Source organism: Aquitalea sp. USM4 (assembly GCF_004328945.1).
GTDB classification, from domain to species: Bacteria; Pseudomonadota; Gammaproteobacteria; order Burkholderiales; family Chromobacteriaceae; genus Aquitalea; species Aquitalea pelogenes.
The window spans coordinates 1239225-1263677 of sequence record NZ_CP029539.1 but is presented as its reverse complement, the minus strand read 5'-3'; the positions used below and the strand labels follow the sequence as shown (position 1 = coordinate 1263677).

Here is a 24453-nt window from a genome sequence, read left to right as displayed (position 1 = left end):
TCATGATGCTACCCGCCCCCATCGAACTGGCCAGCTTCGGCCTGCTGGCCATGGCCTTGCTGCTGCAATGCCTCGGTCTGCCACGTTCGTCGCTGCTTGCCGGTACCGCAGCCATCGGGCTGGCGGCTTATTGCGGCTTGCTGCAGCTGCTGGGCCTGCTGGCGGTTGTGCTGGCCGGTGGGCTCAGTTATGTGGTGTACCGCTTTCCCCGTCCTGCCTGGACTGCCTTGTGGCTGGCACTCTTGCTGGCGCTGGCCTTGCATGTGCTGCCCGGTTTTGACAATCCGCTGCTGTGGCAGGGCAAGCTGACGCCGGACAGTCAGCCCTACCGCCTGTTCTGGAGTTTTGACAAGGGCGTGGCCGGCTGGCTGCTGTTGCTGGGCCTGCATGATGCGCCCCACCATGGCCGGGCCTGGGGCGGTACTGTGGCGGCGGTGGGGGTGTTGTTGCTGGTACTGGTGCTGGCGCTGGCGCAGGAAAGCGGCATGGTTGCCTATGCCCCCAAGCTGCCGGCCTGGTTGTTGCCGTGGCTGTTTGCCAATTTCTTCCTGACTGCCATGCCGGAGGAGGCCTTGTTCCGTCATGGCCTGCAACGCTGGCTGGAAAACCGGGTGGAGCCCCTGCCTGCGCTGATTGCTGCCTCACTGCTGTTTGGTGCCGCCCATGTGGCGGGCGGCTGGGGCTGGGTGGGTCTGGCCACGCTGGCCGGGCTGGGTTATGGCCTGGTGTATGCCGCCACCCGGCAGGTGGCGCTGGCTGCGCTGGCGCATCTGGCCTTCAATACCGCGCACTTGCTGCTGTTTACCTACCCGCGTCCGGGCTGAGCCAGAGACAGCGCGTGCGACAGTTGGTGCAACTGTCTTGATATCAAAATAAAAAACCATTCCGGCAGCACCCGGCTCTCAGGTAAAATCACGTCTTTATTCCTCCCTGAGCTTCACCGCCATGATTGAAGTCGGCATCGTGATGGGTAGCAATAGCGACTGGGAAGTCATGCAGAACGCCGCGCGCGTGCTCAAAGACTTCGGTGTCGCTTTCGAAACCCGCGTCGTCTCCGCCCACCGTACCCCGGATTTGTTGTTCCAATACGCTGAAACCGCCGCCGAGCGCGGTCTGAAAGCCATCATCGCCGGTGCCGGCGGTGCTGCCCACCTGCCGGGCATGCTGGCCGCCAAGACCCACCTGCCGGTGCTGGGCGTGCCGGTGCCGTCCAAATACCTGCGTGGCGAGGATTCGCTGCTGTCCATCGTGCAAATGCCCAAGGGCATTCCGGTGGCCACCTTTGCCATCGGTGAAGCCGGTGCCGCCAATGCCGCGCTGTTTGCCGTGGCCATGCTGGCCAATGCCGTACCGGAACTGGCCGAGAAACTGATCGCCTTCCGCAAGCGCCAGGAAGAAACCGTGCTGGGCATGACCTTGCCGGAGGTGGAATAAATGGCGGCCATCCTGCCACCGTCCATGCTGGGCATTCTCGGCGGCGGCCAGCTGGGCCGCATGTTTGCCGTGGCTGCCAAGACCATGGGCTACCGCGTGACGGTGCTGGACCCGGATGCCAATGCGCCGGCCGCCCAGTTCGCCGATGTGCACCTGTGCGCCCCGTTCAACGACGCCGATGCACTCAAGACGCTGGCGCAGACCTGTGCCGCCGTCACCACCGAGTTTGAAAACGTCAATGCCGACGCCATGCGCGAACTGGCCCGTACCACCCGTGTATCGCCCTCGGGTGACTGTGTGGCCATCGCCCAGGACCGCATTGCCGAAAAAGCCTGGATCAACAAGGCCGGTCTGCCGACTGCGCCCTATCTGGCCATTGAAAGCGTGGAAGACATCCAGGTCGACCTCACGCCCTACCTGCCCGGTATCCTGAAAACCGCGCGTCTGGGTTACGACGGCAAGGGCCAGGTACGGGTCAGCACTCAGGACGAAGCCCGCGCAGCCTATGCCAATCTGGGTGGTCAGGCCTGTGTGTTGGAAAAAATGCTGGACCTGAAGCTGGAAGTATCGGCCATTGTCACCCGCGTCAGTGCGGCGCAGATGGCGGTGTTTCCGGTCGCGGAAAACAGCCACGCAAACGGCATTCTGGACGTGTCCATTGTCCCGGCACGCATTGCTCCGGCGCTGGCGGCATCCGCCCAGCAGATGGCGCAGAATCTGGCCGAAGCGCTGGACTACGTTGGCGTACTGGCGGTGGAATTCTTCGTGCTGGCCGACGACAGCCTGGTGGTGAATGAAATCGCCCCGCGCCCGCACAACTCCGGCCATTACACCCTGACTGCCTGTCTCACCGACCAGTTCCAGCAGCAAGTACGCGCCATGTGCGGCCTGCTGCCGGGCCGTACCGACCTGCTCAGCCCGGTGGTGATGGTGAACCTGCTGGGTGATGTATGGAAGGAAGACGGCGGCGAGCCCAATTGGGACGTACTGGCCGAGGCCCCCAACGCCCAGCTGCACCTGTACGGCAAGAAGCAGGCGCGTCCGGGGCGCAAGATGGGCCACTTCAACGTGATGGCCGCCACTGCCGACGAGGCACTGGAACAGGCGCAGGCCTTGAAGGATACGCTGTAAGCCATTCCGGCTCCGCCAGTCGACTACCGGTTGGCGGCGGAGCCCACCCGTTTTCAAAATCGCCAGCCCGCCCACAAGGCAGGCCGGCCCAGCCTTTAGCAAGGACGTGTCATGAGCGGACTCAACACCACCAATCTGAAAAGCCTGAAGAAAATCTACTCCGGCAAGGTACGCGATCTGTACGAGATCGACGACAAGCGCATGCTGATGATCGCCACCGACCGTCTGTCCGCCTTTGACGTGATTCTGGACGACCCGATTCCTGCCAAGGGCCAGATCCTCACTGCCATTTCCAACTTCTGGTTTGAAACCCTGAAGGACGTGGTACCCAACCACCTGACCGGTGACAAGCCGGAAGACGTGGTGTCCGCCGAAGACCTGCCGCAAGTAGTAGGCCGTGCCGTGGTGGCCAAGCGCCTGAAAGCGGTGCCGATCGAAGCCGTGGTGCGTGGTTATCTGGCCGGTTCCGGCTGGAAGGAATACCAGAAGTCCGGCACCGTGTGCGGCATTGCACTGCCGGCCGGCCTGCAGGAATCCAGCAAGCTGCCCGAACCCATCTTCACCCCGTCCACCAAGGCGGCCGTGGGCGATCACGACGAAAACATCAGCTACGAGCAGTGCGTGGGCATCGTTGGTGCCGAGCTGGCTGCCAAGGTGCGTGACACCGCCATCCTGCTGTACAAGACGGCTGCCGAATTCGCCGCCAAGCGCGGCATCATCATCTGCGACACCAAGTTCGAGTTCGGCCTGGATGAAGACGGCACCCTGGTACTGATGGACGAAGCGCTGACCCCGGACTCCAGCCGTTTCTGGCCGGCCGACAGCTACGCTGCCGGTACCAATCCGCCGTCCTTCGACAAGCAGTTCGTGCGTGACTGGCTGGAAGCCTCCGGCTGGAACAAGCAGGCGCCGGCCCCGGCAGTACCGCTGGACGTGCGCGAAAAAACCGCGGCCAAATACCGCGAGGCACTGGAACGCCTGACCGGCAACTAAGCCGCCACGCGCAGCACAGCCAGACCCGACGCCCGGCCCTGTCCGGGCGTTGTCGCATCCGGCGTGGCGCTTGAGTGAGGCATGGCGCAACGCTTACACTGCCTGTCTGCCGCCATTGTCGAAGGATGTGCCTCATGACCACCTTGCAAGCCGTGCTGGTCACCCCGCGTTTGCACTTGCTGCCGCCCCATACCGGGCTGGCCCGCGCCATGCTGGATTATCAGGTAGCCAACCGCCAGCACTTTGCCCCGTGGGACCCCAAGCCCGGAGACATGTTCTACACCGAGCTGTACTGGACCATGCAGTTGCGCCAGCAGGCGCTGGGCTGGGAGCAGGGCATGTGCGCGCGCTATTTGCTTACCCTGCCGGAAGAGCCGCAGCGCATTGTCGGGACAGTGAGCCTGAGCAATATCGTGCGCGGGGTGTTTCAGGCGGCACATCTGGGTTATGGCATCGACCACAGCCTGCAAGGGCAGGGGCTGATGCACGAAGCGGTCAGCGAGATCATCCGCTTTGCCTTTGACGACTTGCGCCTGCATCGCCTGCAAGCCAATTACCAGCCGCACAACCAGCGCAGCGCCGCCCTGCTGCGGCGCCTGGGCTTTGTCGAGGAAGGCCTGGCGCGCGATTACCTGTATATCAACGGCGCATGGCGCGACCATGTGCTTACCTCACTGACCAATCTGCAGTTCGATCCGGCGCGGATGCTGGCCTGATTGCAGCATTGCGGTTGTCATGTCCTGCCGATTCGTGTTTTCTTAAGCCATGCCTGCGCCTGCGCAGCCTGATGGAAACAGTTGCGTCCCCGGCCTTGCCGGCAAGCGCACAACCGGCAACGAGGAAAACATGGAGCACTTCACCTTGCAGGTGGCCGATGGCCACCGCATTCATGGCTGCAGCTGGCAGCCGCCGGCAGGCGTGGCGGTACGGGCCGCACTGCTGATCTGCCACGGCATGAGCGAATACGCTGCCCGTTACCAGCCGCTGGCCCTGCAACTGGCGCAACACGGAATTGCGGTCTACGCCCACGACCATCGCGGCCATGGCCCGCACGCTGCCCGTCATGGCTGGTTTTCCGCCGAGGATGGCTGGAACAAGGTGGTGGCGGATGTCGACCACGTGCGCCAGTTAGTCGCCAGCCAGCATCCCGCGGTGCCGCTCATCCTGCTGGGGCACAGCATGGGCTCCTTCATTGCCCGCCATTACTTTTTGCAACATGGTGCCAGGCTTGACGGGCTGGTGTTGTCGGCCACCGGTTACCGGCAGCGCCCGCTGGCCTGGCTGCTGCGTCAGCTGGCCTGGCTGGCAGGCCGGCTCGGCGGGGACGATGTGCCATCCGCCTTCATGGCAAGGCTGATTTTTGGCAGCTTCAATCTGGGCTTTTTCCCGGCCCGCACCAAGGTGGACTGGCTGTCACGCGATACGGCACAAGTGGATGCTTATCTGGCCGATCCCTTATGCGGTTTCGACCCCGCACCCGGACTATGGGCGGACCTGTTTAGCGGCATCATCGCGCTGGAGAGGGGTGAGGCCAGGGCCGGCGATAATCTGCCACGGCATTGCCCGGTCTACCTGCTGGCGGGCAGCCGCGACCCGGTCAGCCTGGGACGCCTGGCGCTGGGCCAGCTGGAAATCCGCTATCGGGAGGCCGGCCTGCTGAATGTCAGCAGCAAGGTTTACCCTGGCGGGCGGCATGAGATGTTCAACGAAACCAATCGGGATGAAGTGGTGACCGACCTGCTGCAATGGCTGGATGCGGCCATTCAGGCGGCAACGCGACGGCGCACCTAGACCGCATGCGCCACATGCCAGCGCCAGGCAATCCAGCTGCCCCATAGCAGCCAGTGTGCCACCACGATCAGCCAGAACATCAGCTGGTAGCTGCCCTTGCTGGATTTGTGGTGCAGCCAGTACTGGCCCAGCAAGCCGCCCGGCCAGCCGCCCAACAGCTCCAGCCAGTGCAGCAGTTTTTCCGGTGTACGACGCCCGTGATGCACGGCCTGGCGTTTGTCCCAGCCATATACGGCAAAGGTCAGCAGGCTCATGGCCAGATACAGCAGGACGGGCCAGAACAGGCTGTCGGTGAGCGCAAAGCTGCCAGCGGCCAGCAAGGGTGGCAGGGCAAGCAGATTGGCCAGTGGGCGGGGCAGGGACATGGGTTTTCCAGCAGAAAAGACACAGTGTAAGCAGGCTGCCTGTACACGCCAAGCAAGGTGAGCGCGCATGCGCAGTGCAGGAGCACATCCGGGCGATGGCTTGCGTTGACAACTTACTTACTAGTAAGTATTGTCGAGTGACAATAATGCATGCCATGCCGGCAAATGACCGGCTGCTGAACCACAATCAGGGTGAGCGCCTGCTCGCCACGTCGACGAGGACGAAACATGACTGCATATCCGCATTTGCTGGCCCCGCTGGACCTGGGCTTTACCACACTGAAAAACCGCGTGTTGATGGGCTCCATGCATACCGGGCTGGAAGAAGCGCCCGGTGGTTTCGACAAGATGGCTGCCTTCTACGCCGAACGCGCCCGTGGTGGTGTCGGCCTGATCGTGACCGGCGGGGTGGGGCCGAATGCGGAAGGCTGTGTGGCCGAAGGCGCGTCCATGCTGGCCGATGAACAGCATGTGCCGGACCACCGCAAGGTGACCGATGCCGTCCATGCCGCAGGCGGCAAGATTGCCTTGCAGATCCTGCACTCCGGCCGTTACAGCTTTCAGGAAAAATGCGTGTCGGCCTCGCCGCTGATTGCGCCCATCAACTTTTACCGCCCGCGTGAATTGAGCGACGCCGAGGTGTGGCAAACCATTGCCGACTTCGCCCGCTGTGCCAGACTCGCCCAGCAGGCCGGCTATGACGGCGTCGAGGTGATGGGCTCGGAAGGCTATCTGATCAACCAGTTCATCGCCCGCGCCACCAACAAGCGCACCGATGACTGGGGCGGCAGCTTTGAAAACCGCATCCGCTTCGCCATCGAAACGGTCAAGGCCGTGCGTGCCGCCGTGGGTAGCAACTTCATCATCATCTACCGCCTGTCCATGCTGGACCTGGTGCAGGACGGCAGCAGCTGGGACGAGGTGGTGCAACTGGCGCAGGAGATCGAACGCGCCGGTGCCAGCATCATCAATACCGGCATCGGCTGGCACGAAGCCCGTGTCCCCACCATTGCCACCATGGTGCCGCGTGGCGGCTTTGCCTGGGTCACCAGAAAGCTGATGGGCAAGGTGAACATTCCGCTGATCACCACCAACCGCATCAACACCCCGGAAGTGGCAGAAGACATCCTGGCCAGCGGCTGTGCCGACATGGTGTCGATGGCGCGTCCCTTCCTGGCCGACCCGGATTTCGTCAACAAGGCGGCAGCCGGCAAGGGCGATGAAATCAACACCTGCATCGGCTGCAATCAGGCCTGTCTGGACCACATCTTCCAGGGCAAGCTCACCAGCTGTCTGGTGAACCCGCGCGCCTGCCGCGAAACCGAACTCAACTACACCCCGGCGCTGCAGCGCAAGAAGATTGCCGTGGTGGGCGCTGGCCCGGCAGGCCTGGCCTGTGCCACCGTTGCCGCCGAACGCGGCCATCAGGTGACGCTATTCGATGCCGCAGGCGAAATCGGTGGCCAGTTCAATGTGGCCAAGCGCATTCCTGGCAAGGAAGAATTCTACGAAACCCTGCGTTATTTCGACCGCCGTCTGGCCGCGACCGGCGTGACATTGCGACTGAACACCCGCGCCGATGCCGCCATGCTGCGCGACTTCGACGAGGTGGTACTGGCCACCGGCATTGCGCCGCGCCTGCCGCAGATCGACGGCATCGACCATCCCAAGGTGCTCAATTACCTGGATGTGCTCAAGCACGGCAAGCCGGTGGGCAAGCGTGTCGCCATCATCGGTGCCGGTGGCATCGGTTTTGATACCGCGGAATTCCTCACCCATGAAGGCAAATCCACCTCGCTGGATGTGGCGGCCTTCATGCAGGAATGGGGCGTGGACATGCAGGTGGCACACCCCGGTGGCCTCAGCCCGCAAGGCCCGCAGCCGCATGCCAGCCCGCGTGAGGTTTGCCTGTTGCAGCGCAAGCAAAGCAAGGTGGGAGATGGCCTGGGCAAGACCACCGGCTGGATCCATCGCGCCAGCCTGCAAATGAAAAAGGTGAAGATGCTGTCCGGCGTCAGCTATCAGAAAATCGATGATGCCGGCCTGCATGTCATCATCAAGGACGAGCCGCAAGTACTGGCCGTGGATAACGTCATCATCTGTGCCGGTCAGGACCCGCTGCGCGAATTGCAGCAGCCGCTGCAGGATGCCGGCAAGACGGTACACCTGATTGGTGGTGCCGATGTGGCGGCGGAGCTGGATGCGAAACGTGCCATCCGTCAGGGCAGCGAGCTGGCGGCCAGTCTCTGATGACTTCAGCCACCCGCTGGCAGAAATGAAAATCCCCGCCGGCAATGGCGGGGATTTTTGTTGTCGGGCTGGCGCAGGGCTTACAGGAAGTGACGCAGCGTGTCTTCCAGGTTCTTTTCGTTCAGACGGCCCAGCAAGCTGCCCACCTGCTTGCCATTGCGGTCCAGGATGATGCTGTAAGGCAGCGCACCAGCCGGATTACCCAGGCTGCGCAGCAGGCTGAGGGTGTCGCTGTCGCCCAGCACGATGGGGTAGTTGATTTTCAGCTGGCGGGCAAAGTTATAGGTTTCCGCCTTGTTGTCCAGCGCCACGCCCACCACCTCCACACCTTTGGGAGCCAGCTTCTCGCGCAGCGCATTGAGCATGGGCATTTCTTCGCGGCAGGGGCTGCACCAGGTGGCCCAGAAGTTCACCAGCACCACCTTGCCCTGATACGCACGTAGCGATACCGAGCTGCCGCTCTGGTCGGTGAAACGGGTTTGCGCCAGCGTGGGCGCAGCGCTGGCAGCCAGTGGCAGTAGGCAGAGCAGGGCGGCCAGCAGCGTGGCGCGCAAGGATGTCAGGTTCATGTGGCCTCCGGAACGAGCTTGCAGAATGGGAAAACGGGTTTGCTGCCTTTGGAGAGAGGGCGCAGGTGCAAGTTTCGCTCCGCATGCACAAAAAAGTTTCATGTTAAAATGTTCAGTTGAATTTTATTCGGAGTGAGCATGTCTCTCCTGGTATGCGGGGCGCTCGCCTACGATACGCTGTTCTCGTTTCACGGTCGATTCGACAGTCAGATCCTGCCCGATCAGCTGCACAAGATTTCCACCACTTTCCTGGCTCCCACCATGCGACGCGAATTTGGCGGCATGGCGGGCAATATCGCCTACAGCCTCACCCTGCTGGGCGAAAAGCCGCTGGTGATGGGCACGGTGGGCGAGGACTTCCAGCCCTACCGTCAGCACCTGCTGCGTGCCGGGGTGGACGACAGCCACATCCGGCTGATCCGCAAGCAATACACCGCCCAGTGCTTCGGCATTGCCGATGAAGACGGCAACCAGCTGATGGCATTTCATCCCGGCGCGATGGATTTTTCCACCGAGAATCACATCGCGGATATCCAGCAGCCGGTAGAGCTGGCCATCCTGTCGCCCGGTGGTCATCGTGCCTTCCTGCAGCACTCGCAGGAGCTGTCCGCTGCCGGTATTCCCTTCATTTTCGACCCGGGCCAGGAGCTGCCGCTGCTGTCGCGTGAGGAAATCCACCAGATTGTCGAGCTGGCCAGCTACATCACTATCAACGACTACGAAAGCGAGCTGATGCGCGAACGCGCCGGGCTGACGGTGGAGGATTTGCGGCGCAAGGTGCAGGCGGTGGTGGTGACCCGTGGCTCGCGCGGGGCCGATCTCTACGTGGGGGCCGACCACATCCACCTGCCTCGGGTGGAAATGCCGCAACCGCCAGTGGACCCGATGGGCTGTGGCGATGCCTTCCGCGCCGGGCTGATGTTCGGCATCAGCCGCCAGCTGGACTGGCAGCTGACCGGGCGTCTGGCCAATATGATCGGCGCCATCAAGGTCACCACCGCCGGTTGCCAGAACCACTTTTTCGACTGGGAACAACTGCAGGCCATGTACCAGCGCACCTATGGGGAAGTATGGCCACTGGCTTGAGCGGCCAGCTCCAGGCCGGGGGAAGAGCGTGCCGGATGGCACTCCGCGCGCTTCCCCATGGCACGCGATGAAGCTTTCCTTCATGGCAGAGGGTTGAATTCCCCAAGGCCAACCCCCACCATAGACCAATTACTCGCAAGTCATCCGACGCCTAGGGGAGCCCATGACCGTCCCACATCTGTCCACCGCATTGACCGGCCCGTTGCTGGAGCTGGAAAGCCGCATCCTGACCGCCCAACCCCATATCGAGCACTGGTTCCGCAGTCAGTGGCATAACCATGCCGCACCGTTTTACGGCTCGGTTGACCTGCGCAACAGCGGTTTCAAGCTGGCCCCGGTAGACATGAACCTGTTCCCTGGCGGACACAACAACCTGAATCCGGACTTCCTGCCGCTATCCATCCAGGCGGCGCAGGCTGCGGTGGAGAAGGTTTGTCCGGAAGCACGCAGCATCCTGCTTATTCCGGAAAACCACACTCGCAATACCTTCTATCTGCAAAATGTGGCCACGCTGGTGCACATTTTCGAGCAGGCTGGCCTCAAGGTGCGCCTGGGCACGCTGAACCCGGAAATCACCGAAGTTACCGAGCTGACCAGCGCTGGCGGCGACATCGTCAAGCTCGAACCCATCCTGCGCCAAGGCAACCGCCTCAAGCTGGCCGATGGCTTCAACCCCTGCGTGGTGTTGCTGAATAACGATCTGTCCGGTGGCATTCCCGACATCCTGAAGGATCTGGAACAAAACCTGTTGCCGCCGCTGCATGCCGGCTGGGCGGTGCGCCGCAAGAGCAACCACTTCACCGCCTACGATCAGGTGGCCGACCAGTTTGCCCAGCTGATTTCCATCGACCCGTGGATGATCAACCCCTACTTCGTCAACTGTAACGGGCTGGATTTCCATGCCCGCCAGGGCGAGGACGCGCTGGCCGAAGCCGTGGCCGGCACGCTGGACAAGATCAAGCTGAAATACCGTGAATACGGCATCAAGAACGACCCCTTCGTCATCGTCAAGGCCGATGCCGGCACCTATGGCATGGGCGTGATGAGCGTGAAGAGCCCGGAAGAAGTCATCGGGCTGAACCGCAAGGCGCGCAACAAGATGTCGGTGGTGAAAGAAGGGCTGGAAGTTTCCGAAGTCATCGTGCAGGAAGGGGTGTACACCTTCGAAACCGTGGATGATGCGGTGGCTGAGCCGGTTGTATACATGATGGACCGCTTTGTCACTGGTGGTTTCTACCGCGTGCATACCGGCCGTGGCATTGACGAAAACCTCAACGCACCGGGCATGCAGTTTGTACCGCTGTCGTTCGAAACCCCCTGCCTGCCGGACAAGCACGGCTCGCCGGACTGTGCGCCCAACCGCTTCTACGCCTACGGCGTGATTGCCCGTCTGGCGCTGCTGGCCGCTTCGCTGGAGCTGGAAAACACCGACCCCGAGCGCGACTGAGTCCATGCCGACCTTGCGCCGCTTGCTGCTGTGGCTGCCGCTTCTGTTGCCGATGCTGGCGACAGCGGCAAGCTTCGACTGCAGCAAGGCGGCAACGGCCACCGAGCAGGCTATCTGCCGCCAGCCGGAACTCTCTGCGCTGGACGAGCAAGTGGCTGCCGCCTACCGGCAGCACAATCAGCAAGGCCTGCTGCAAGATAACCAGCGCCAGTGGCTGGCTGGCCCGCGAGCCGAGTGCAAGGCGGATGGGGCCTGCCTGCAAGGTCGTTACCAAGAGCGGCTGGCGCAATTGCAGCACGCGCAGCTGGTCCGTCAGCAAATCGACAATGCCATGCCGGCATACCGCTTTGACATCACGCTGCTCGACTGGGGTGAGCGTGACTGGGCAGCCGAAGGCCCGGCCATCATCAACATCATCGACCAGCGCAGCCAGCAGCGTATCCAGCAACTGCGGCTGGACAATGTCCACATGGCGCGTGGCGACAATGGCAAGCCGCTGGTCAATAGCGCACGGCTGTATGATTTGCAGGGTGTGATCAATGCGGCCGATTTTGACTTCGACGGTCATATCGATTTCGCGGTGCAGAACGGTAATGACGGCCCCTATGGCGGCCCCACCTACCGGGTTTACCTGTACGACACGGCCCGCAAGCAATTTGTGTTCAACGATGAATTATCAACGCTGACCGAAGAAAACCTGGGCCTGTTCCAGGTGGATGCCAAGCGCAAGCGCCTGCGCACCTTTGCCAAGAGCGGCTGCTGTTACCACGAAACCACCGATTACCAGTTCGACGCCCGCCACCATTTGCAGGCCGTGGAGCGGCTGATTGAGGACGCGCAGGACCCGGAAGGCAAACAGGTGCGTGTCACCCGCGAAACCCTGGTCAATGGCCGCTGGAAAACATCGACCCGGCGCTATGCACTGGACGCCTACTATCATCAATGAATCCGACGGCCCCAGCTGGCCGCCCCCAACTCTGGAGAGCAGCATGCGTATCCTGTTCATCGCCGACCCGCTGGAACAGTTCAAGATTTACAAGGACACCACCTTTGCCATGATGGAAGAGGCGGCGCGACGCGGTCATGCCATCAGCTATGCCCAGGCGCACCAGCTGTCGGTAGAGGGCGGCCGTCTGCTGGTCGATGCCCGAGGCCTTACCGTCACCGATGAGCGCAAGGGCGATCATCCGGCCTGGTACAAGCTGGATGATGTGCATCGCCAGCCGCTGACCGCCTTCAATGCGGTGGTGATGCGCAAGGACCCGCCGTTCGACATGGAATACCTGTATGCCTCGCAGCTGTTCACGCTGGCCGAAGCACAGGGCGTCAAGGTATTCACCAGCGGTCAGGCCCTGCGTGATTTCAACGAAAAGCTGGCCATCCTGAATTTCCCGGAGCTGACCGCGCCCACCATGATCACCGGTGAAACCCCGCGTCTGAAAGCCTTTATCCGCCAGCATCTGGATGTGATTCTCAAGCCGCTGGACAGCATGGGTGGCGACAGCATTTTCCGGGTGACCCCGAACGACCCCAACCTGTCGGTGATTCTGGAAACCATCACCCTGCGCGGAAAGCGCACCATCATGGCCCAGCGCTATATCCCGGAAATCCGCGATGGCGACAAGCGCGTGCTGGTGATTGACGGCGTGCCGGTGGACTACTGCCTGGCACGCATTCCGGCCGCCGGTGAAACCCGTGGCAACCTGGCTGCCGGTGGCCGTGGCGAAGCCCGACCGCTGAGTGCCCGTGACCGCGAAATTGCCGAAGCGGTGGGCCCGGAGCTGAAAAAACGCGGCATCCTGCTGGCCGGTCTGGATGTCATCGGCAATTACCTGACCGAAGTGAATGTCACCAGCCCCACCTGCTTCCGCGAAATCATGGATCAGACCGGCCTGAACGTTGCCGGCCTGTACATCGACGCACTGGAACGCGCCACCGCACATTAAGCCTTGCCATCAGCCTGTCATCTGCCAGCGGCACCATCGCCGCTGGCCATCTGGCAAGCCAGGCTTGCTGCACCGGAGTGCAGGGCTTAACATGCCGCTCGCCAGACTGGCACCACCCGGCTGACACTGCGCAATCACAGGACCCGACATGAGCAAGCATGAGGAAAGCCCGTTCAAGGGCAAGACCGGCATTCGCCGATTGATCAACGCATTTGGCTATTCGCTGGACGGCATCAAGGCGGCCTTCCGCCATGAAGATGCCTTCCGCCAGCTGGCCTTGCTGGCCATCATCCTCATCCCCACCGCCCTGTTCATCGTACCGGCCAGCCCGCTGGCCCGTGCGCTGCTGGTGGCCAGTTCGCTGGCCACGCTGGTGATCGAACTGCTCAATTCCGCCATCGAGGCAGCAGTGGACCACACTTCACTAGAGCGCCACCCGCTGGCCAAGCGCGCCAAGGACATGGGCAGCGCGGCCCAGTTGCTTGGCCTGATCAACCTGGCGGCCATGTGGTCGCTGGTGTTGTTCGGCCACTAGGCTGCCAGCAAACGGCGTGACAGCAGCTGCAAGCCAATGGCCGTGGCGGCAGCCAGCAAGAACGCCAGATTGCCGTTCATCAGCGGCAGTAAGAGCCACAAGGCCAGACAAAAGCCGGCAAAGCCAAGCCGACCCAGCAGCATGCCGCGCAACAATGCCTGGGTGGCGGCCACCCCCTGTGCCCGCTGGGTTGCCACCGCCATCACCACGGCCAGCAGCGGGAAGACAGCCAGCATTCCACTCCAGCGCGCCCCCAGATGACTGGCGGCCAGGCTGACCAGCAAGGTCAGCACGGCGGCGGCCAGCATACGCAAGCCCAGGGTTTCATTCACAGTAGCCACCACGCCTGACAGGGGTGGGCGGGGCAGGCAGACGCTGTTGATCAGCACTGCCAGTACCGCCATGAGCAGTGCGACGGGGAGAGTCAGTATCAGGCTTTGCAGCAGACAGGCCCCTGCTAACCAGCCGCACAGGGCAGAGATCAGCGTCAGCGGCCAGGCAAGGCGGGCAGCCAGGCGGGCATAGATCAGGTTGAACAACTCGGAGGCCGCAATGGCGGCAATGGCCTGCAACGCCGCACTGGCAGCAAAGGCGGGGCCATGTTCCCGCATCAGCAGCCACAGGATGGGCCCGGCCACCACAGGCAGGCCGGCCATCCAGCCCGCGCGCTGTGGCCCCCAGTAGCGGGCTACCAGAGCCAGCAGATAGAGAAAGGCAGGAACCAGCGTCAGTTTCAGTAACAGCATGCGGTGGGGTAGGCTGGATAATCCGATAGCATAACATGCTGCCTGCATGGTCAGGCGCTCAGCAGCTGTCGCTTGTCCGCCTTGTGTGTATGCTGGGCATTCCCCAACAAGCACAAGGAAAACGCATGCTGTCACCTGCCGAATCCGGAGTGGAAAAACTGGTGCTCAATCTGGTGCTATGGCTGAAACTGGCGGTGGAAGCCAGTGGTGCCGTGGTGATCGGCATTGGCGTACTGGTGGCCGGGGTGCGCTACCTGCAGCGCTGCCTTGAGCCTGGCATGGCGCAATTCAATGCGGTGCGGCTGAGTTTTGCCCGCTTTCTGGCTCTGGCGCTGGAATTGCAACTGGCGGCTGACATCCTGTCCACCGCCGTGGCGCCAAGCTGGGACCAGATCGGCAAGCTGGCTGCCATTGCCGTGCTGCGTACCGCGCTCAACTTTTTCCTGGGCAAGGAAATCCGCGATACCGAGCACGAGGGTGAAGGGCGGCGGACGGATCAGTCCTGAGCAGTCACGTGAGGCTGGCGGCGGTACAGATAGCCCGGGTAAACGCGGATGCAGCCACTATCGTCTTCTACCTTGCCGTATTCACCAACCAGTTCCCAACGGGCGCCATCGGCCTGCAAAACGCGGTAAACCGGGCTACCAGCCTGGTAAAACATCAGGTCGTTGCCGTGGAAATGGTCCAGCGGCAAGAGCGGGTGCTGGCTGGGAAGCACCAGCAACATGGCGGCGGTACGTTCATCCATGTCCGCCAGTTGTTCGCGGTCGGCCACCACCATGCCGCAGAATGCCAGCAGGAAGGCAATGGGAAGCATCAGCCAATGGCCACTGGCCAGGCCAAACAGAGTCAGTACCGATGCGCCGGTAAAAAAGAAGCTGCTGTGTGTTTTCATGATGTGTGCTTTGCCGGGGATGGCCCGTAAAACGACGAACGCCGCCTGTGATGGCGGCGGCGTATGGTTCGGAAACGATGTGGCCCGTCGCAAGAGCCATCAGGCTGTTTAGCTGTTTACGGTTTAGCCTGATTTCTGAATTATATGGCGGCTTTTCTGAACTTGATTAATAAAATCAGCATATTACCAATGCTGATGGCGTAGCGCCTCTGCTTGCATGGTTTGGCTGCCATGGCCAAAAAAGCAACGCCACCCGAAGGTGGCGTTATTTGCTGCAATCCGCTGGCGGGGCTTTATTCTTCCGCTGGCTTGGCTTCCGGCGGGGCAATCACCTCGCTGTAGCCGCATTCCTTCTGCGGGCAGACTTTCTCGGTACCTCGACGCTTGGTGGTCTTGATGGTGAGAATCGGCCAGTTGCACTTCGGGCAGGGCTCAGCCACCGGCGGGTTCCAGGTGGCGTACTTGCACTTGGGATAGGTATTGCAGCTGTAGAACAGCTTGCCGTAGCGGCTCTTGCGCTCGATCAGGTGACCGGATTTGCACTCCGGGCATTCCACGCCGGTGTCACGCGGCTTTTCCAGCGGTTCGATGTGCTTGCACTTGGGGTAGTTGGCGCAGCCGATGAACTTGCCGTAACGACCCTTCTTGATGTGCAGCTCACCACCGCAGTCCGGGCAGACCCGGCCTTCGATCACTGTTGGTGCTTCGGCTTCTTCTGCCGCCTGCTCTGCGGTTTCACCGATATTGCGGGTGTAGTCGCAGTCCGGATAACCGGTACAGGCAATGAAGCGGCCACGCTTGCCAAACTTGATCGACAAGGGCTTGCTGCATTTCGGGCAGGCTTCGTCCAGGCTCTCGGTGGTGACTTCGGCGCGGGAGATGCTTTCCTTCTCGGCAATCTGCTTGGAGAAGCCCTTCCAGAAGCTGTCCATCACCGGCACCCACTCGCGCTGGCCGCTGGCGATATCGTCCAGCTGGTTTTCCAGCTTGGCGGTGAAGTTGTAGTCCACGTACTGGCTGAAGTGCTCAGTCAGGAACTTGTTGACGATGTCGCCGGTATCGGTGGGCAAGAAGCGTTTCTTGTCCAGGATCACGTACTCACGGTCTTTCAGCGTGGAAATGATGCTGGCGTAGGTGGACGGCCGGCCGATGCCGAACTCTTCCAGAGCCTTTACCAGACTGGCTTCGGAGAAGCGCGGCGGCGGCTGGGTGAAGTGCTGTTCACCGTACAGCTTGTCCACCGGCAGGCTGTCGCCTTCTTCCAGCAGCGGCAGCTTGGCGTTGTCCTCGTCCTCGGCATCGTCCACGTCTTCTTCGTACACGGCCAGGAAGCCGGCAAAGGTCTGTACCTGACCGCTGGCGCGGAAGATGCCTTCACCCACGGTGATGTCCACGCTGGTGGTGTCAAACTTGGCCGGAGCCATCTGGCAGGCCAGCGTACGTTTCCACACCATGTCGTACAGCTTGAACTGGTCGGTGGTGAGGAAGGGCTTGACCGATTCCGGCGTGCGCAGGATGGACGTCGGGCGGATGGCCTCGTGCGCTTCCTGTGCGTTCTTGGACTTGTTCTTGTAGGCAACCGGGTTTTTCGGCAGGAAGTCGTTGTTGAAGGTGTCGCCGATATAAGTACGGATTTCTTCAACGGCTTCGTTGGCTAGTGCCACCGAGTCGGTACGCATGTAGGTGATCAGACCGACCGTGCCCTGGCCGATGTCGATACCTTCATACAGCTGCTGCGCGGTACGCATGGTGCGGTCGGTGGTCATGCCCAGCTTGCGCACGGCTTCCTGTTGCAGCGTGGAAGTGGTGAAGGGCGCGGCGGGGCTGCGCGACTTCTTTTTCTTCTCGATGCTGGTGACGGTGGCCGGCTGGTCTTGCAAACGGGCCAGAATGTCGGCGTGTTCGGCATCACCGGGAATGTCGAACTGGTCCAGCTTTTTGCCGGCAAGCTGGGTCAGCTTGGCGGAAAACTTGGTACGGCCCTTGTGGCTGTCCAGATGTACCGACCAGTATTCCTGCTGCACAAAGGCCTTGATCTCGTTCTCGCGTTCGCAGATCAGGCGCAGCGCCGGGCTTTGCACCCGTCCTGCCGACAGGCCACGGCGGATTTTCTTCCACAGCAGCGGCGACAGGTTGAAACCCACCAGATAGTCCAGCGCCCGGCGTGCCTGCTGGGCATCCACCAGGTCCTGTGCCACTTCGCGCGGGTTGCCGATGGCTTCCAGCACCGCATTCTTGGTGATTTCGTGGAACACCACGCGCTGGGCGGTCTTGTCCTTCAGCAGCTTCTTGCTGTTGAGGATTTGCACCAGGTGCCAGGAAATGGCTTCGCCTTCGCGGTCCGGGTCAGTTGCCAGGTAGACATGGTCGACTTCGGCCACGGCCTTGACGATGGCATCAACGTGTTTGCTGTTGCGGGCGATCAGCTGGTATTTCATGGCGAAGCCCTTTTCAGGGTCTACCGCACCGTTTTTCGGTACCAGATCGCGCACGTGACCGTAGGAGGCCAGGACTTCAAAGTCCGGTCCCAGGTATTTCTTCAGCGTTTTTGCCTTGGATGGCGACTCAACGATCAAGAGGCTGGAGGGCATGTTTTCGTTTCAGTGTGTACCGGAAACATCCGGTTGATAGCGGTTCTATCTATCAAATAAAGCAAGAGCGCAAATAAAACAAGAGCGCAATTGGCGCTCTTGTAAAAATTCCCTGCCGTAACTGTCAGGCGAGGCGGGATGGTAAGCCCGTAGCGCCAGCGCTGACAAGTCATTGCATGGTGGGTTCGCCATGAATGGCATCCAGCAGTTCTTCACCCAACAGGATGGGCAGTTCCGCTTTTTGTGCCCACAGCACCATCAGTGCCACCAGCTTGGCCGAGCCGACATTGATGTCGTCATCGGGTAGTTCGCACAGCCGGTCTATCACCATTTCCCGCTGCGATGGCGACAGCGCGCCGTGATCTTCCAGAAACTGGATCAGGCCGCGCACATCGGTGGGCAGGCGTTCCAGTTCGGCATCGGCGTAAATGCGCATGCCCACCGCGTCATCCGCGCTGGCATACAGGCCGTCAACCATATTGGCGACATTGTCCAGCCAGTCGAGTGCATCGTTGATTTCTTCGTCTTCGAAGCCGGCGGCTTCCAGCTGGCGCATCAGCGAGCCGCGGTCGCCAAAGGCATCCGGATCACGATACTGCTCGAACAAATAAGTGAGAACGTCAAACATCAGGTCTTCTTCAAATGAACTACTACAGGGGCTGGTCCGGATCAGACCAGTCGCTGAACCCGTCCGCCGGGCAGGCTGGTCAGCTTGCCGGCAAGTTCCAGCTCCAGCAGCATCGCGTAAACCTCTCCCTGCGTCAACCCGAGTTGTGTTGCCAGCGCCTCGCTGCTCACCGGATCAAAGCCCATGATCGCCAGAATCGGGTCGTCCACCGGCTGATTTTCCCCTGCTGTCGCTGCCGGCGTGATCGGGGGCGAAGCCACCCGGCCGATTTCATCCAGCACGTCATCCACGGTTTCGATCAGGCGGGCACCATCACGCAGCAAGCGGTGACAGCCGCGCGCTTGCGGGTTGTGAATCGAACCGGGAACCGCCATGACCTCGCGCCCGCTTTCTGCAGCCAGCCGCGCGGTAATCAGCGAGCCGGAATTGATATTGGCTTCCACTACCAGACAGCCGCGGGACAAGCCTGCGATGATGCGGTTGCGGCGCGGGAAATGGCCGGCAACCGGACCGGCACCAAGCGGAAATTCGGACAAAATCAGGCCTGCGCGGCCGATCTGATGGGCAAGCTCGCGGTTGCTGGCCGGATACACCCGGTCAATCCCGGTGCCGATGACGGCAATGGTGGAGCCTGATTCCTGCAAGGCACCACGGTGTGCGGCGGCATCAATGCCACTGGCGAGGCCACTGACGATGGTGTAACCGTGGGCGGATAGCTGGCGGGCAAAGTCCTCGGCGATCTGCTTGCCCGGCGGGGTGGCACTGCGGCTGCCTACCATGGCCAGCATCGGGTGTTGCAACAAGGCGCGCTGCCCGCGGGCAAACAGCAGCGGAGGCGGGGCGGCAGTTTCTGCCAGTGCTTGCGGGTAATCGTCATCCAGCAGGCTCAGCAGGCTGCAATTCTCTTGTTCGGCCCAGGCGAGGGCCGCCTTGGCGTCCGCCTCGGCACGTCTCTCGCGCAGTGCCTGGGCGATGTCCTGCCCGATCAGCGGTGCGGTTTGTGCGGTGCTGGCCGCCAGCACATGGCTGGCGGAGCCAAAGGCGGCAATCAGCTTGAGAAAACCGGCCGGGCCTATACCCGGTGTCAGGGCCAGCAGCAGCCAGTCTTCGTTCTGCTGGCTCATTCGCTTTCCGGCGAGTTGACTACATCCCCCACGCTGGCCGCGTCGGTGCTGTCCAGCACCAGGCCATAGGAAACCTTGTCAAATACGCGGTAGATGAAGATCTTGCCAATGCTCTGACCGGGCAGGGTGACTTCTTTTTTCTCTCCATCCGCCATGATCAGGGTAACCGGCTTGGCGTTCTTGACGATGTTGAACACATCACCCGGCTCCACCTGCTCGCGCTGGCCACGGTTGATCACTACGTTGGAGTATTGGGCCGCGCCGTCCACACCGTCATAAACCGAGATGATCTGCCCCTGGATATTGGCATCCGGGCTATGCGGCACATAGCTGACAAACTGGTCCCTGGGGGCCTTGATCAGGCGGTCGCCTACCAGAATCTCGCTGTTCACCTTGGTCAGGTGCATGGTCTGGATTTCTTCGCCCAGCTTGTCCACCACGGCATCACCGCCATACATCACCTCGTAGCCGAGGTTTTCCTTGGTAACCGGATCAATCAGTGGCTTGCTGGCACGGTACACCTGCCAGGTGCCGGTGCTGGCAATGCCATTGGCAAAAATGCGATCACCGGAGCCAAAAGCCAGACGTTCTCCCGGACCGGCCACCAGGCGCGGCGAGGTCAGGAATTCTTCCTCGTTGACCACCAGCGGACGGTAGAGGAAAGGCTCGATGGCCTTGGCCGGAATGCTGGCGATGGCCTTGTCGATGTCGGACATGCGGACCTGCGGCGACAGGCGTACATCACCCTGGCGGCCTTTTTCCAGCGTCAGGCGCGGTTGGCCGTTGACATAGGTCAGTACCAGTACGTCGCCCGGGTAAATCCAGTGCGGGTTCTTGATTTCGCTCTTGTTCATCTGCCACAGGCGGGGCCATTTCCACGGGCTCTTGAGATAACGGCCGGAAATACCCCACAGCGTGTCACCCTTCACCACGGTATAACGCGCCGGTGCGCCGGGCTTGATGGTCAGGGTGTCGGAAAAAGCCGGGAGAGCCAGTCCCAGAGCCAAAGCAAGCGATATAATACTTTTACGCATGAAAAGTGCCCCAATATTGAGTGTAATGAGCGCCCGCGAGCGCTCCTTTGACAAACGAGCATGCGTCAGACATGTCTATTATCGATGTGCTGATGGCATTAAGACAACTTGGAGCAATAAAACCGATGGCGCTGCTGAACATTTTGCATTATCCGGATGCGCGTCTGCATACCGTGGCCACGCCGGTCGAGACCTTTGACGCTGCCTTGCAGACCCAGATCGACAACATGTTTGAAACCATGTACGAGGCCAAGGGTATCGGCCTGGCTGCCACCCAGGTGGACTATCACAAGCGGCTGGTGGTGATGGATATTTCCGAGGACCACAACGAACGCCGTGTCTTCATCAACCCGGTCATCATCGAAAAAGAAGGTGAAACCGTATACGAAGAAGGCTGCCTGTCGGTGCCCGGCATCTACGACAAGGTTACCCGGGCCGAGCGGGTCAAGGTGCGTGCACAGGATGCCACCGGTGCCAAGTATGAACTGGAAGCCGACGGCTTGCTGGCCATTTGCATTCAGCATGAAATTGATCATCTGGATGGCAAGGTGTTTGTCGAATACCTGTCCGAACTCAAGCAAGGCCGGATTCGCACCAAGCTGAAAAAGCGCGAAAAACAGAATATGTGATGAATGAACCTGTCCGGTACTGGTCGGACGGGTGATGCTGATAAAGACAGGCGCGTCCTGTCTTGCTGATTGCGGGTTGACGATGAAACTGATTTTTGCCGGTACGCCGGAATTTGCCGCGGCCGCGCTGCGCGCCTTGCTGGCCGCCGGTCATGAAATTGCCCTGGTGCTGACCCAGCCGGACCGTCCGGCCGGGCGTGGCATGAAGCTCAAGCCCAGTCCGGTGAAGGAAGTGGCGCTGGAACACGGCTTGCGGGTGGAGCAGCCGCTGTCGCTCAAGACCGACGAAGCCCAGGCCATGCTGCGCGAGATCGGTGCCGAACTGATGGTGGTGGCGGCCTACGGCCTGCTACTGCCCAAGGCGGTGCTGGACATTCCGCCGCGTGGTTGCCTGAACATCCATGCCTCCTTGCTGCCGCGTTGGCGCGGTGCCGCTCCCATTCAGCGCGCCATTCTGGCCGGCGATAGTGAAACCGGCATCACCATCATGCAGATGGATGTGGGGCTGGATACCGGTGCCATGTTATCGGTACACCCGCTGGTCATTACCCAGGACGATACCGCGGCCAGCCTGCATGACAAGCTGGCTGTGTGCGGTGCCGAAGCCATTGTCAGCACCCTGGCGACACTGGATGGCCTGAATGCGCAGCCGCAGCCGGAACAAGGCGTCACCTACGCGCACAAGCTGACCAAGGCCGAAGCCGAGGTGAACTGGCAACTGCCAGCCGCCGACATTGCCCGCGCCATCCGTGCCTACAACCCGGCACCGGGTGCCTTTACCCAGCTGGCTGGCGAGCCGCTGAAACTGTGGCTGGCCCATGCCATTGCCGGTCAGGCCGAGCCTGGCCTGGTGGTGCGTGCGGATGCCGATGGCGTGGTGGTGGGCAGTGGCGAGGGACTGGTGGTGCTGACGCAACTGCAGGCCGCTGGTGGCAAACGTCTGGGTGCACGCGACTTTGCCGCAGGCCGCGCCACGCTGGCGGGAACCCGTCTGGGACAGTAAGCGTCTTTCAACGGTCACAGCAAAAGGAGGGTAAATGAACAATATGTTCAAAACGGCCATGCTGATGGCCGCGTTTGTCGCTTTTCTCGGTGTGATCGGTGCCCTTATCGGGGGGCGGAACGGCTTGATGCTGGCATTGTTGTTTGCTGGCGGGATGAATCTGTTTGCCTACTGGAATTCAGACCAAATGGTGTTGCGTATGTACAACGCCCAGGAGGTGGATGCCCGGTCGGCACCCGAGTTTTACGGCATGGTGGCCGAGCTGGCACAGCGTGCCGGCCTGCCCATGCCACGGGTTTACGTCATCCACGAAGAGCAACCCAATGCCTTTGCCACCGGGCGAGACCCGGAACATGCCGCCGTCGCAGCCACCACGGGCATCATGCGCATGCTGGACTATCGCGAGCTGCGTGGCGTGATGGCGCATGAGCTGGCCCATGTGCGGCATCGTGACACCCTGATTTCAACCATCAGCGCCACCATGGCCGGTGCGGTGTCGGCGCTGGCCAACTTTGCCATGTTCTTTGGCGGGCGGGACGAAAACGGTCGACCGGTCAATCCACTGGCCGGCATCTTGCTGGCCATCCTGGCGCCGCTGGCGGCCAGCCTGATCCAGATGGCCATTTCCCGCGCCCGCGAATTCGAGGCAGACCGCGGCGGAGCCGAAATTTCCGGCGATCCGCTCGCGTTGGCGGGTGCATTGCAGAAAATCGAGTACTACGCTCAAGGTATTGCCATGCCCACTGCGCAGGCCCATCCGGAAACCGCCCAGATGATGATCATCAACCCGCTGGCCGGGCTGGATGTGGGCGAGCTGTTCCGTACCCACCCGCATACCGAGGAGCGCATTGCCCGCTTGCACGCTATGGCGCGCGGCGTGGGCTGAACGTATCATGCGCATCTGAACGAACACACGGGCCGGTACCGCCAGACGGATACCGGCCGTTTTCATACGGCGAGAGCACAGTCCTCGCCGTTTGCCATTTCAAGGTTTTGACATGCATCGCATACAGCAACTGGCCGCCGAAGTGCTGGGCCAGGTGGAATCCGGCCGTACCCTGACCGAGGCGCTGGCCCAGGCCCAACGCCAGGGCGCCGACCTGACTGCGCAAGAGCGCACGGCCTTGCAGGACATTTGCTACGGCAGCCTGCGTCAACTGGCACGCCTGCGCTTCTGGTTGCGCCGCCTGGTGCCCAAGGCCTTGCCGGATGCCCAGCTGGAGCGGGTATTGCAGGTGGCTTTCTATCAGCTGGTATACACCCGTGCGGCCGATTACGCCGTCGTCAACGAGGCAGTGAAGCTGGCAGAGCGGCTGGCCCGCGGCAAGTTCAAGGCGCTGGTCAATGGCGTGCTGCGCAACTTCTTGCGCCAGCGCGAGGAAATGCTGCGCCTGGCGCAGAAAGATCTGGAAGCCGCCACCAATCACCCGCGCTGGTGGGTGAAAGCCATCCAGCAGGCCTACCCGCAAGAGTGGTCGTCCATCCTGGAGTGGAATAACAGCCATCCGCCGATGACGCTGCGCGTCAACGTCCGCAAGAGCACGGTGGCCGCCTATCTGGCCCAGCTCGAAGCGCTGGGCATGGGGGCGACTGCACTGGATGACGCCAGCGGCATCCTGCTGGACAAGCCGGTGAATGTACGCGAACTGCCCGGCTTTGCTGACGGCGTGGTGTCGGTACAGGACTGGGGCGCACAGCAGGCTGCCCGCCTGCTGGACCTGCACGCCGGACAGCGCGTGCTGGATGCCTGTGCCGCGCCGGGTGGCAAAACATGTCATATGCTGGAAATGGCAGATGTGGAGATGACCGCGCTGGATATCGACCCGCAGCGATTGCAACGGGTGGCGGAAAACCTGCAGCGCGGTGGCTTGCACGCCAGCCTGCACGCGGCCGATGCCGGGCAGGCGGCTGACTGGTGGGATGGCAAGCCCTTCGATCGCATTCTGGCTGACGTGCCGTGCTCGGCTTCCGGCGTCGTGCGTCGTCACCCGGACATCAAGTGGCTGCGCCGTCCGGGCGACTTTTCCACCCTGGCCGCCCAGCAGGCGCAGATGGTTGACACGCTATGGGGGCTACTCGCGCCCGGCGGGAAAATGCTATACGCTACGTGCTCGATTTTTCCGGAAGAAAATCAGCAGCAGTTGACTGCATTCCTGGCGCGTCATGCCGATGCCGAATGCCTGAATCAGCAGCAATTGTTGCCCTGTGAGCGTCATGACGGTTTCTATTACGCGCTGCTTGCGAAGCATTAGCCTG

At 61.6% G+C, this 24453-nt stretch carries 25 protein-coding genes; 17 read left to right on the top strand and 8 right to left on the bottom strand.

Annotated features, from left to right (window positions below; all coding sequences use genetic code 11):
- Nucleotides 1-2: 2 nt before the first annotated feature.
- The 6 genes from DKK66_RS06085 to DKK66_RS06060 all read left to right on the top strand — a co-directional run bounded on the left by DKK66_RS06085 (nt 3) and on the right by DKK66_RS06060 (nt 5349).
- The gene (locus DKK66_RS06085) at nt 3-824 is read left to right on the top strand and encodes a CPBP family intramembrane glutamic endopeptidase (RefSeq protein ID WP_131356280.1); all 822 of its coding nucleotides are present in this window, start codon (nt 3-5) and stop codon (nt 822-824) included.
- Between the two features lie 121 nt (nt 825-945).
- The gene (gene purE, locus DKK66_RS06080) at nt 946-1434 is read left to right on the top strand and encodes a 5-(carboxyamino)imidazole ribonucleotide mutase (protein WP_131356277.1); all 489 of its coding nucleotides are present in this window, start codon (nt 946-948) and stop codon (nt 1432-1434) included.
- On the top strand, nt 1435-2565 hold the full coding sequence (locus DKK66_RS06075; RefSeq protein ID WP_131356274.1) for a 5-(carboxyamino)imidazole ribonucleotide synthase: 1131 nt from the start codon (nt 1435-1437) through the stop codon (nt 2563-2565). It begins immediately after the preceding gene.
- Between the two features lie 111 nt (nt 2566-2676).
- Nucleotides 2677-3558, top strand: a complete 882-nt coding sequence (locus DKK66_RS06070) for a phosphoribosylaminoimidazolesuccinocarboxamide synthase (RefSeq protein ID WP_131356271.1) — start codon at nt 2677-2679, stop codon at nt 3556-3558.
- A 134-nt stretch (nt 3559-3692) separates the two neighbouring features.
- Nucleotides 3693-4274 (top strand): GNAT family N-acetyltransferase, encoded by a 582-nt coding sequence (locus tag DKK66_RS06065; RefSeq protein WP_045846419.1) that lies wholly within the window; start codon nt 3693-3695, stop codon nt 4272-4274.
- Between the two features lie 130 nt (nt 4275-4404).
- A complete protein-coding gene (locus tag DKK66_RS06060; protein WP_131356268.1) occupies nt 4405-5349 on the top strand; it encodes an alpha/beta hydrolase in 945 nt (314 codons plus the stop codon).
- On the opposite strand, the gene DKK66_RS06055 is transcribed toward DKK66_RS06060, so the two are convergent.
- Nucleotides 5346-5714 (bottom strand): DUF1294 domain-containing protein, encoded by a 369-nt coding sequence (locus tag DKK66_RS06055; protein ID WP_131356265.1) that lies wholly within the window; start codon nt 5712-5714, stop codon nt 5346-5348. The genes DKK66_RS06060 and DKK66_RS06055 overlap by 4 nt on opposite strands.
- 228 nt (nt 5715-5942) lie before the next feature.
- On the opposite strand from DKK66_RS06055, the gene DKK66_RS06050 reads away from it, so the two are divergent.
- Nucleotides 5943-7964 (top strand): NADPH-dependent 2,4-dienoyl-CoA reductase, encoded by a 2022-nt coding sequence (locus tag DKK66_RS06050; protein ID WP_131356262.1) that lies wholly within the window; start codon nt 5943-5945, stop codon nt 7962-7964.
- A gap of 80 nt (nt 7965-8044) precedes the next feature.
- On the opposite strand, the gene DKK66_RS06045 is transcribed toward DKK66_RS06050, so the two are convergent.
- Entirely contained in the window at nt 8045-8533 is a 489-nt protein-coding gene (locus DKK66_RS06045) for a TlpA disulfide reductase family protein (RefSeq protein WP_131356259.1), read from the bottom strand.
- A 138-nt stretch (nt 8534-8671) separates the two neighbouring features.
- Here DKK66_RS06045 and DKK66_RS06040 point away from each other — a divergent pair, with 138 nt between their 5' ends.
- From DKK66_RS06040 to DKK66_RS06020, 5 genes are all read left to right on the top strand, one after another.
- Complete coding sequence (locus DKK66_RS06040) at nt 8672-9619, top strand: carbohydrate kinase family protein (protein WP_131356256.1); 948 nt, start codon at nt 8672-8674, stop codon at nt 9617-9619.
- Between the two features lie 163 nt (nt 9620-9782).
- The gene (gene gshA, locus DKK66_RS06035; RefSeq protein WP_131356254.1) at nt 9783-11066 is read left to right on the top strand and encodes a glutamate--cysteine ligase; all 1284 of its coding nucleotides are present in this window, start codon (nt 9783-9785) and stop codon (nt 11064-11066) included.
- A gap of 4 nt (nt 11067-11070) precedes the next feature.
- Entirely contained in the window at nt 11071-12012 is a 942-nt protein-coding gene (locus tag DKK66_RS06030; protein ID WP_131356251.1) for a lysozyme inhibitor LprI family protein, read from the top strand.
- A 43-nt stretch (nt 12013-12055) separates the two neighbouring features.
- On the top strand, nt 12056-13012 hold the full coding sequence (gshB, locus tag DKK66_RS06025) for a glutathione synthase (RefSeq protein WP_062788398.1): 957 nt from the start codon (nt 12056-12058) through the stop codon (nt 13010-13012).
- Between the two features lie 148 nt (nt 13013-13160).
- On the top strand, nt 13161-13547 hold the full coding sequence (locus DKK66_RS06020; protein WP_045846412.1) for a diacylglycerol kinase: 387 nt from the start codon (nt 13161-13163) through the stop codon (nt 13545-13547).
- On the opposite strand, the gene DKK66_RS06015 is transcribed toward DKK66_RS06020, so the two are convergent.
- Entirely contained in the window at nt 13544-14293 is a 750-nt protein-coding gene (locus tag DKK66_RS06015; protein ID WP_131356248.1) for a hypothetical protein, read from the bottom strand. The genes DKK66_RS06020 and DKK66_RS06015 overlap by 4 nt on opposite strands.
- Nucleotides 14294-14418: 125 nt before the next feature.
- On the opposite strand from DKK66_RS06015, the gene DKK66_RS06010 reads away from it, so the two are divergent.
- On the top strand, nt 14419-14799 hold the full coding sequence (locus DKK66_RS06010) for a DUF1622 domain-containing protein (protein WP_131356245.1): 381 nt from the start codon (nt 14419-14421) through the stop codon (nt 14797-14799).
- Here the strand turns inward: DKK66_RS06010 and DKK66_RS06005 are convergent.
- The 5 genes from DKK66_RS06005 to DKK66_RS05985 form a co-directional block, all read right to left on the bottom strand.
- Nucleotides 14790-15188 (bottom strand): hypothetical protein, encoded by a 399-nt coding sequence (locus tag DKK66_RS06005; RefSeq protein ID WP_045846409.1) that lies wholly within the window; start codon nt 15186-15188, stop codon nt 14790-14792. The genes DKK66_RS06010 and DKK66_RS06005 overlap by 10 nt on opposite strands.
- Before the next feature lie 293 nt (nt 15189-15481).
- Complete coding sequence (gene topA, locus DKK66_RS06000; RefSeq protein ID WP_045846408.1) at nt 15482-17779, bottom strand: type I DNA topoisomerase; 2298 nt, start codon at nt 17777-17779, stop codon at nt 15482-15484.
- Nucleotides 17780-17948: 169 nt separating this feature from the next.
- The gene (locus DKK66_RS05995; RefSeq protein WP_045846407.1) at nt 17949-18407 is read right to left on the bottom strand and encodes a DUF494 family protein; all 459 of its coding nucleotides are present in this window, start codon (nt 18405-18407) and stop codon (nt 17949-17951) included.
- 41 nt (nt 18408-18448) lie between these two features.
- On the bottom strand, nt 18449-19531 hold the full coding sequence (gene dprA, locus DKK66_RS05990; protein WP_131356242.1) for a DNA-processing protein DprA: 1083 nt from the start codon (nt 19529-19531) through the stop codon (nt 18449-18451).
- A complete protein-coding gene (locus tag DKK66_RS05985; RefSeq protein WP_131356239.1) occupies nt 19528-20565 on the bottom strand; it encodes a LysM peptidoglycan-binding domain-containing protein in 1038 nt (345 codons plus the stop codon). Before DKK66_RS05985 ends, dprA begins: the two co-directional genes overlap by 4 nt.
- 125 nt (nt 20566-20690) lie before the next feature.
- On the opposite strand from DKK66_RS05985, the gene def reads away from it, so the two are divergent.
- The 4 genes from def (at nt 20691) to rsmB (ending at nt 24449) form a co-directional block, all read left to right on the top strand.
- Nucleotides 20691-21194, top strand: a complete 504-nt coding sequence (gene def, locus DKK66_RS05980) for a peptide deformylase (RefSeq protein WP_131360865.1) — start codon at nt 20691-20693, stop codon at nt 21192-21194.
- A gap of 82 nt (nt 21195-21276) precedes the next feature.
- Nucleotides 21277-22197, top strand: coding sequence for a methionyl-tRNA formyltransferase (gene fmt, locus DKK66_RS05975; RefSeq protein ID WP_131356236.1), 921 nt, complete (start codon nt 21277-21279; stop codon nt 22195-22197).
- A gap of 34 nt (nt 22198-22231) precedes the next feature.
- Nucleotides 22232-23083 (top strand): zinc metalloprotease HtpX, encoded by an 852-nt coding sequence (gene htpX / locus DKK66_RS05970; protein ID WP_062788386.1) that lies wholly within the window; start codon nt 22232-22234, stop codon nt 23081-23083.
- Nucleotides 23084-23195: 112 nt separating this feature from the next.
- Entirely contained in the window at nt 23196-24449 is a 1254-nt protein-coding gene (gene rsmB / locus DKK66_RS05965) for a 16S rRNA (cytosine(967)-C(5))-methyltransferase RsmB (RefSeq protein ID WP_131356234.1), read from the top strand.
- Nucleotides 24450-24453: the final 4 nt, after the last annotated feature.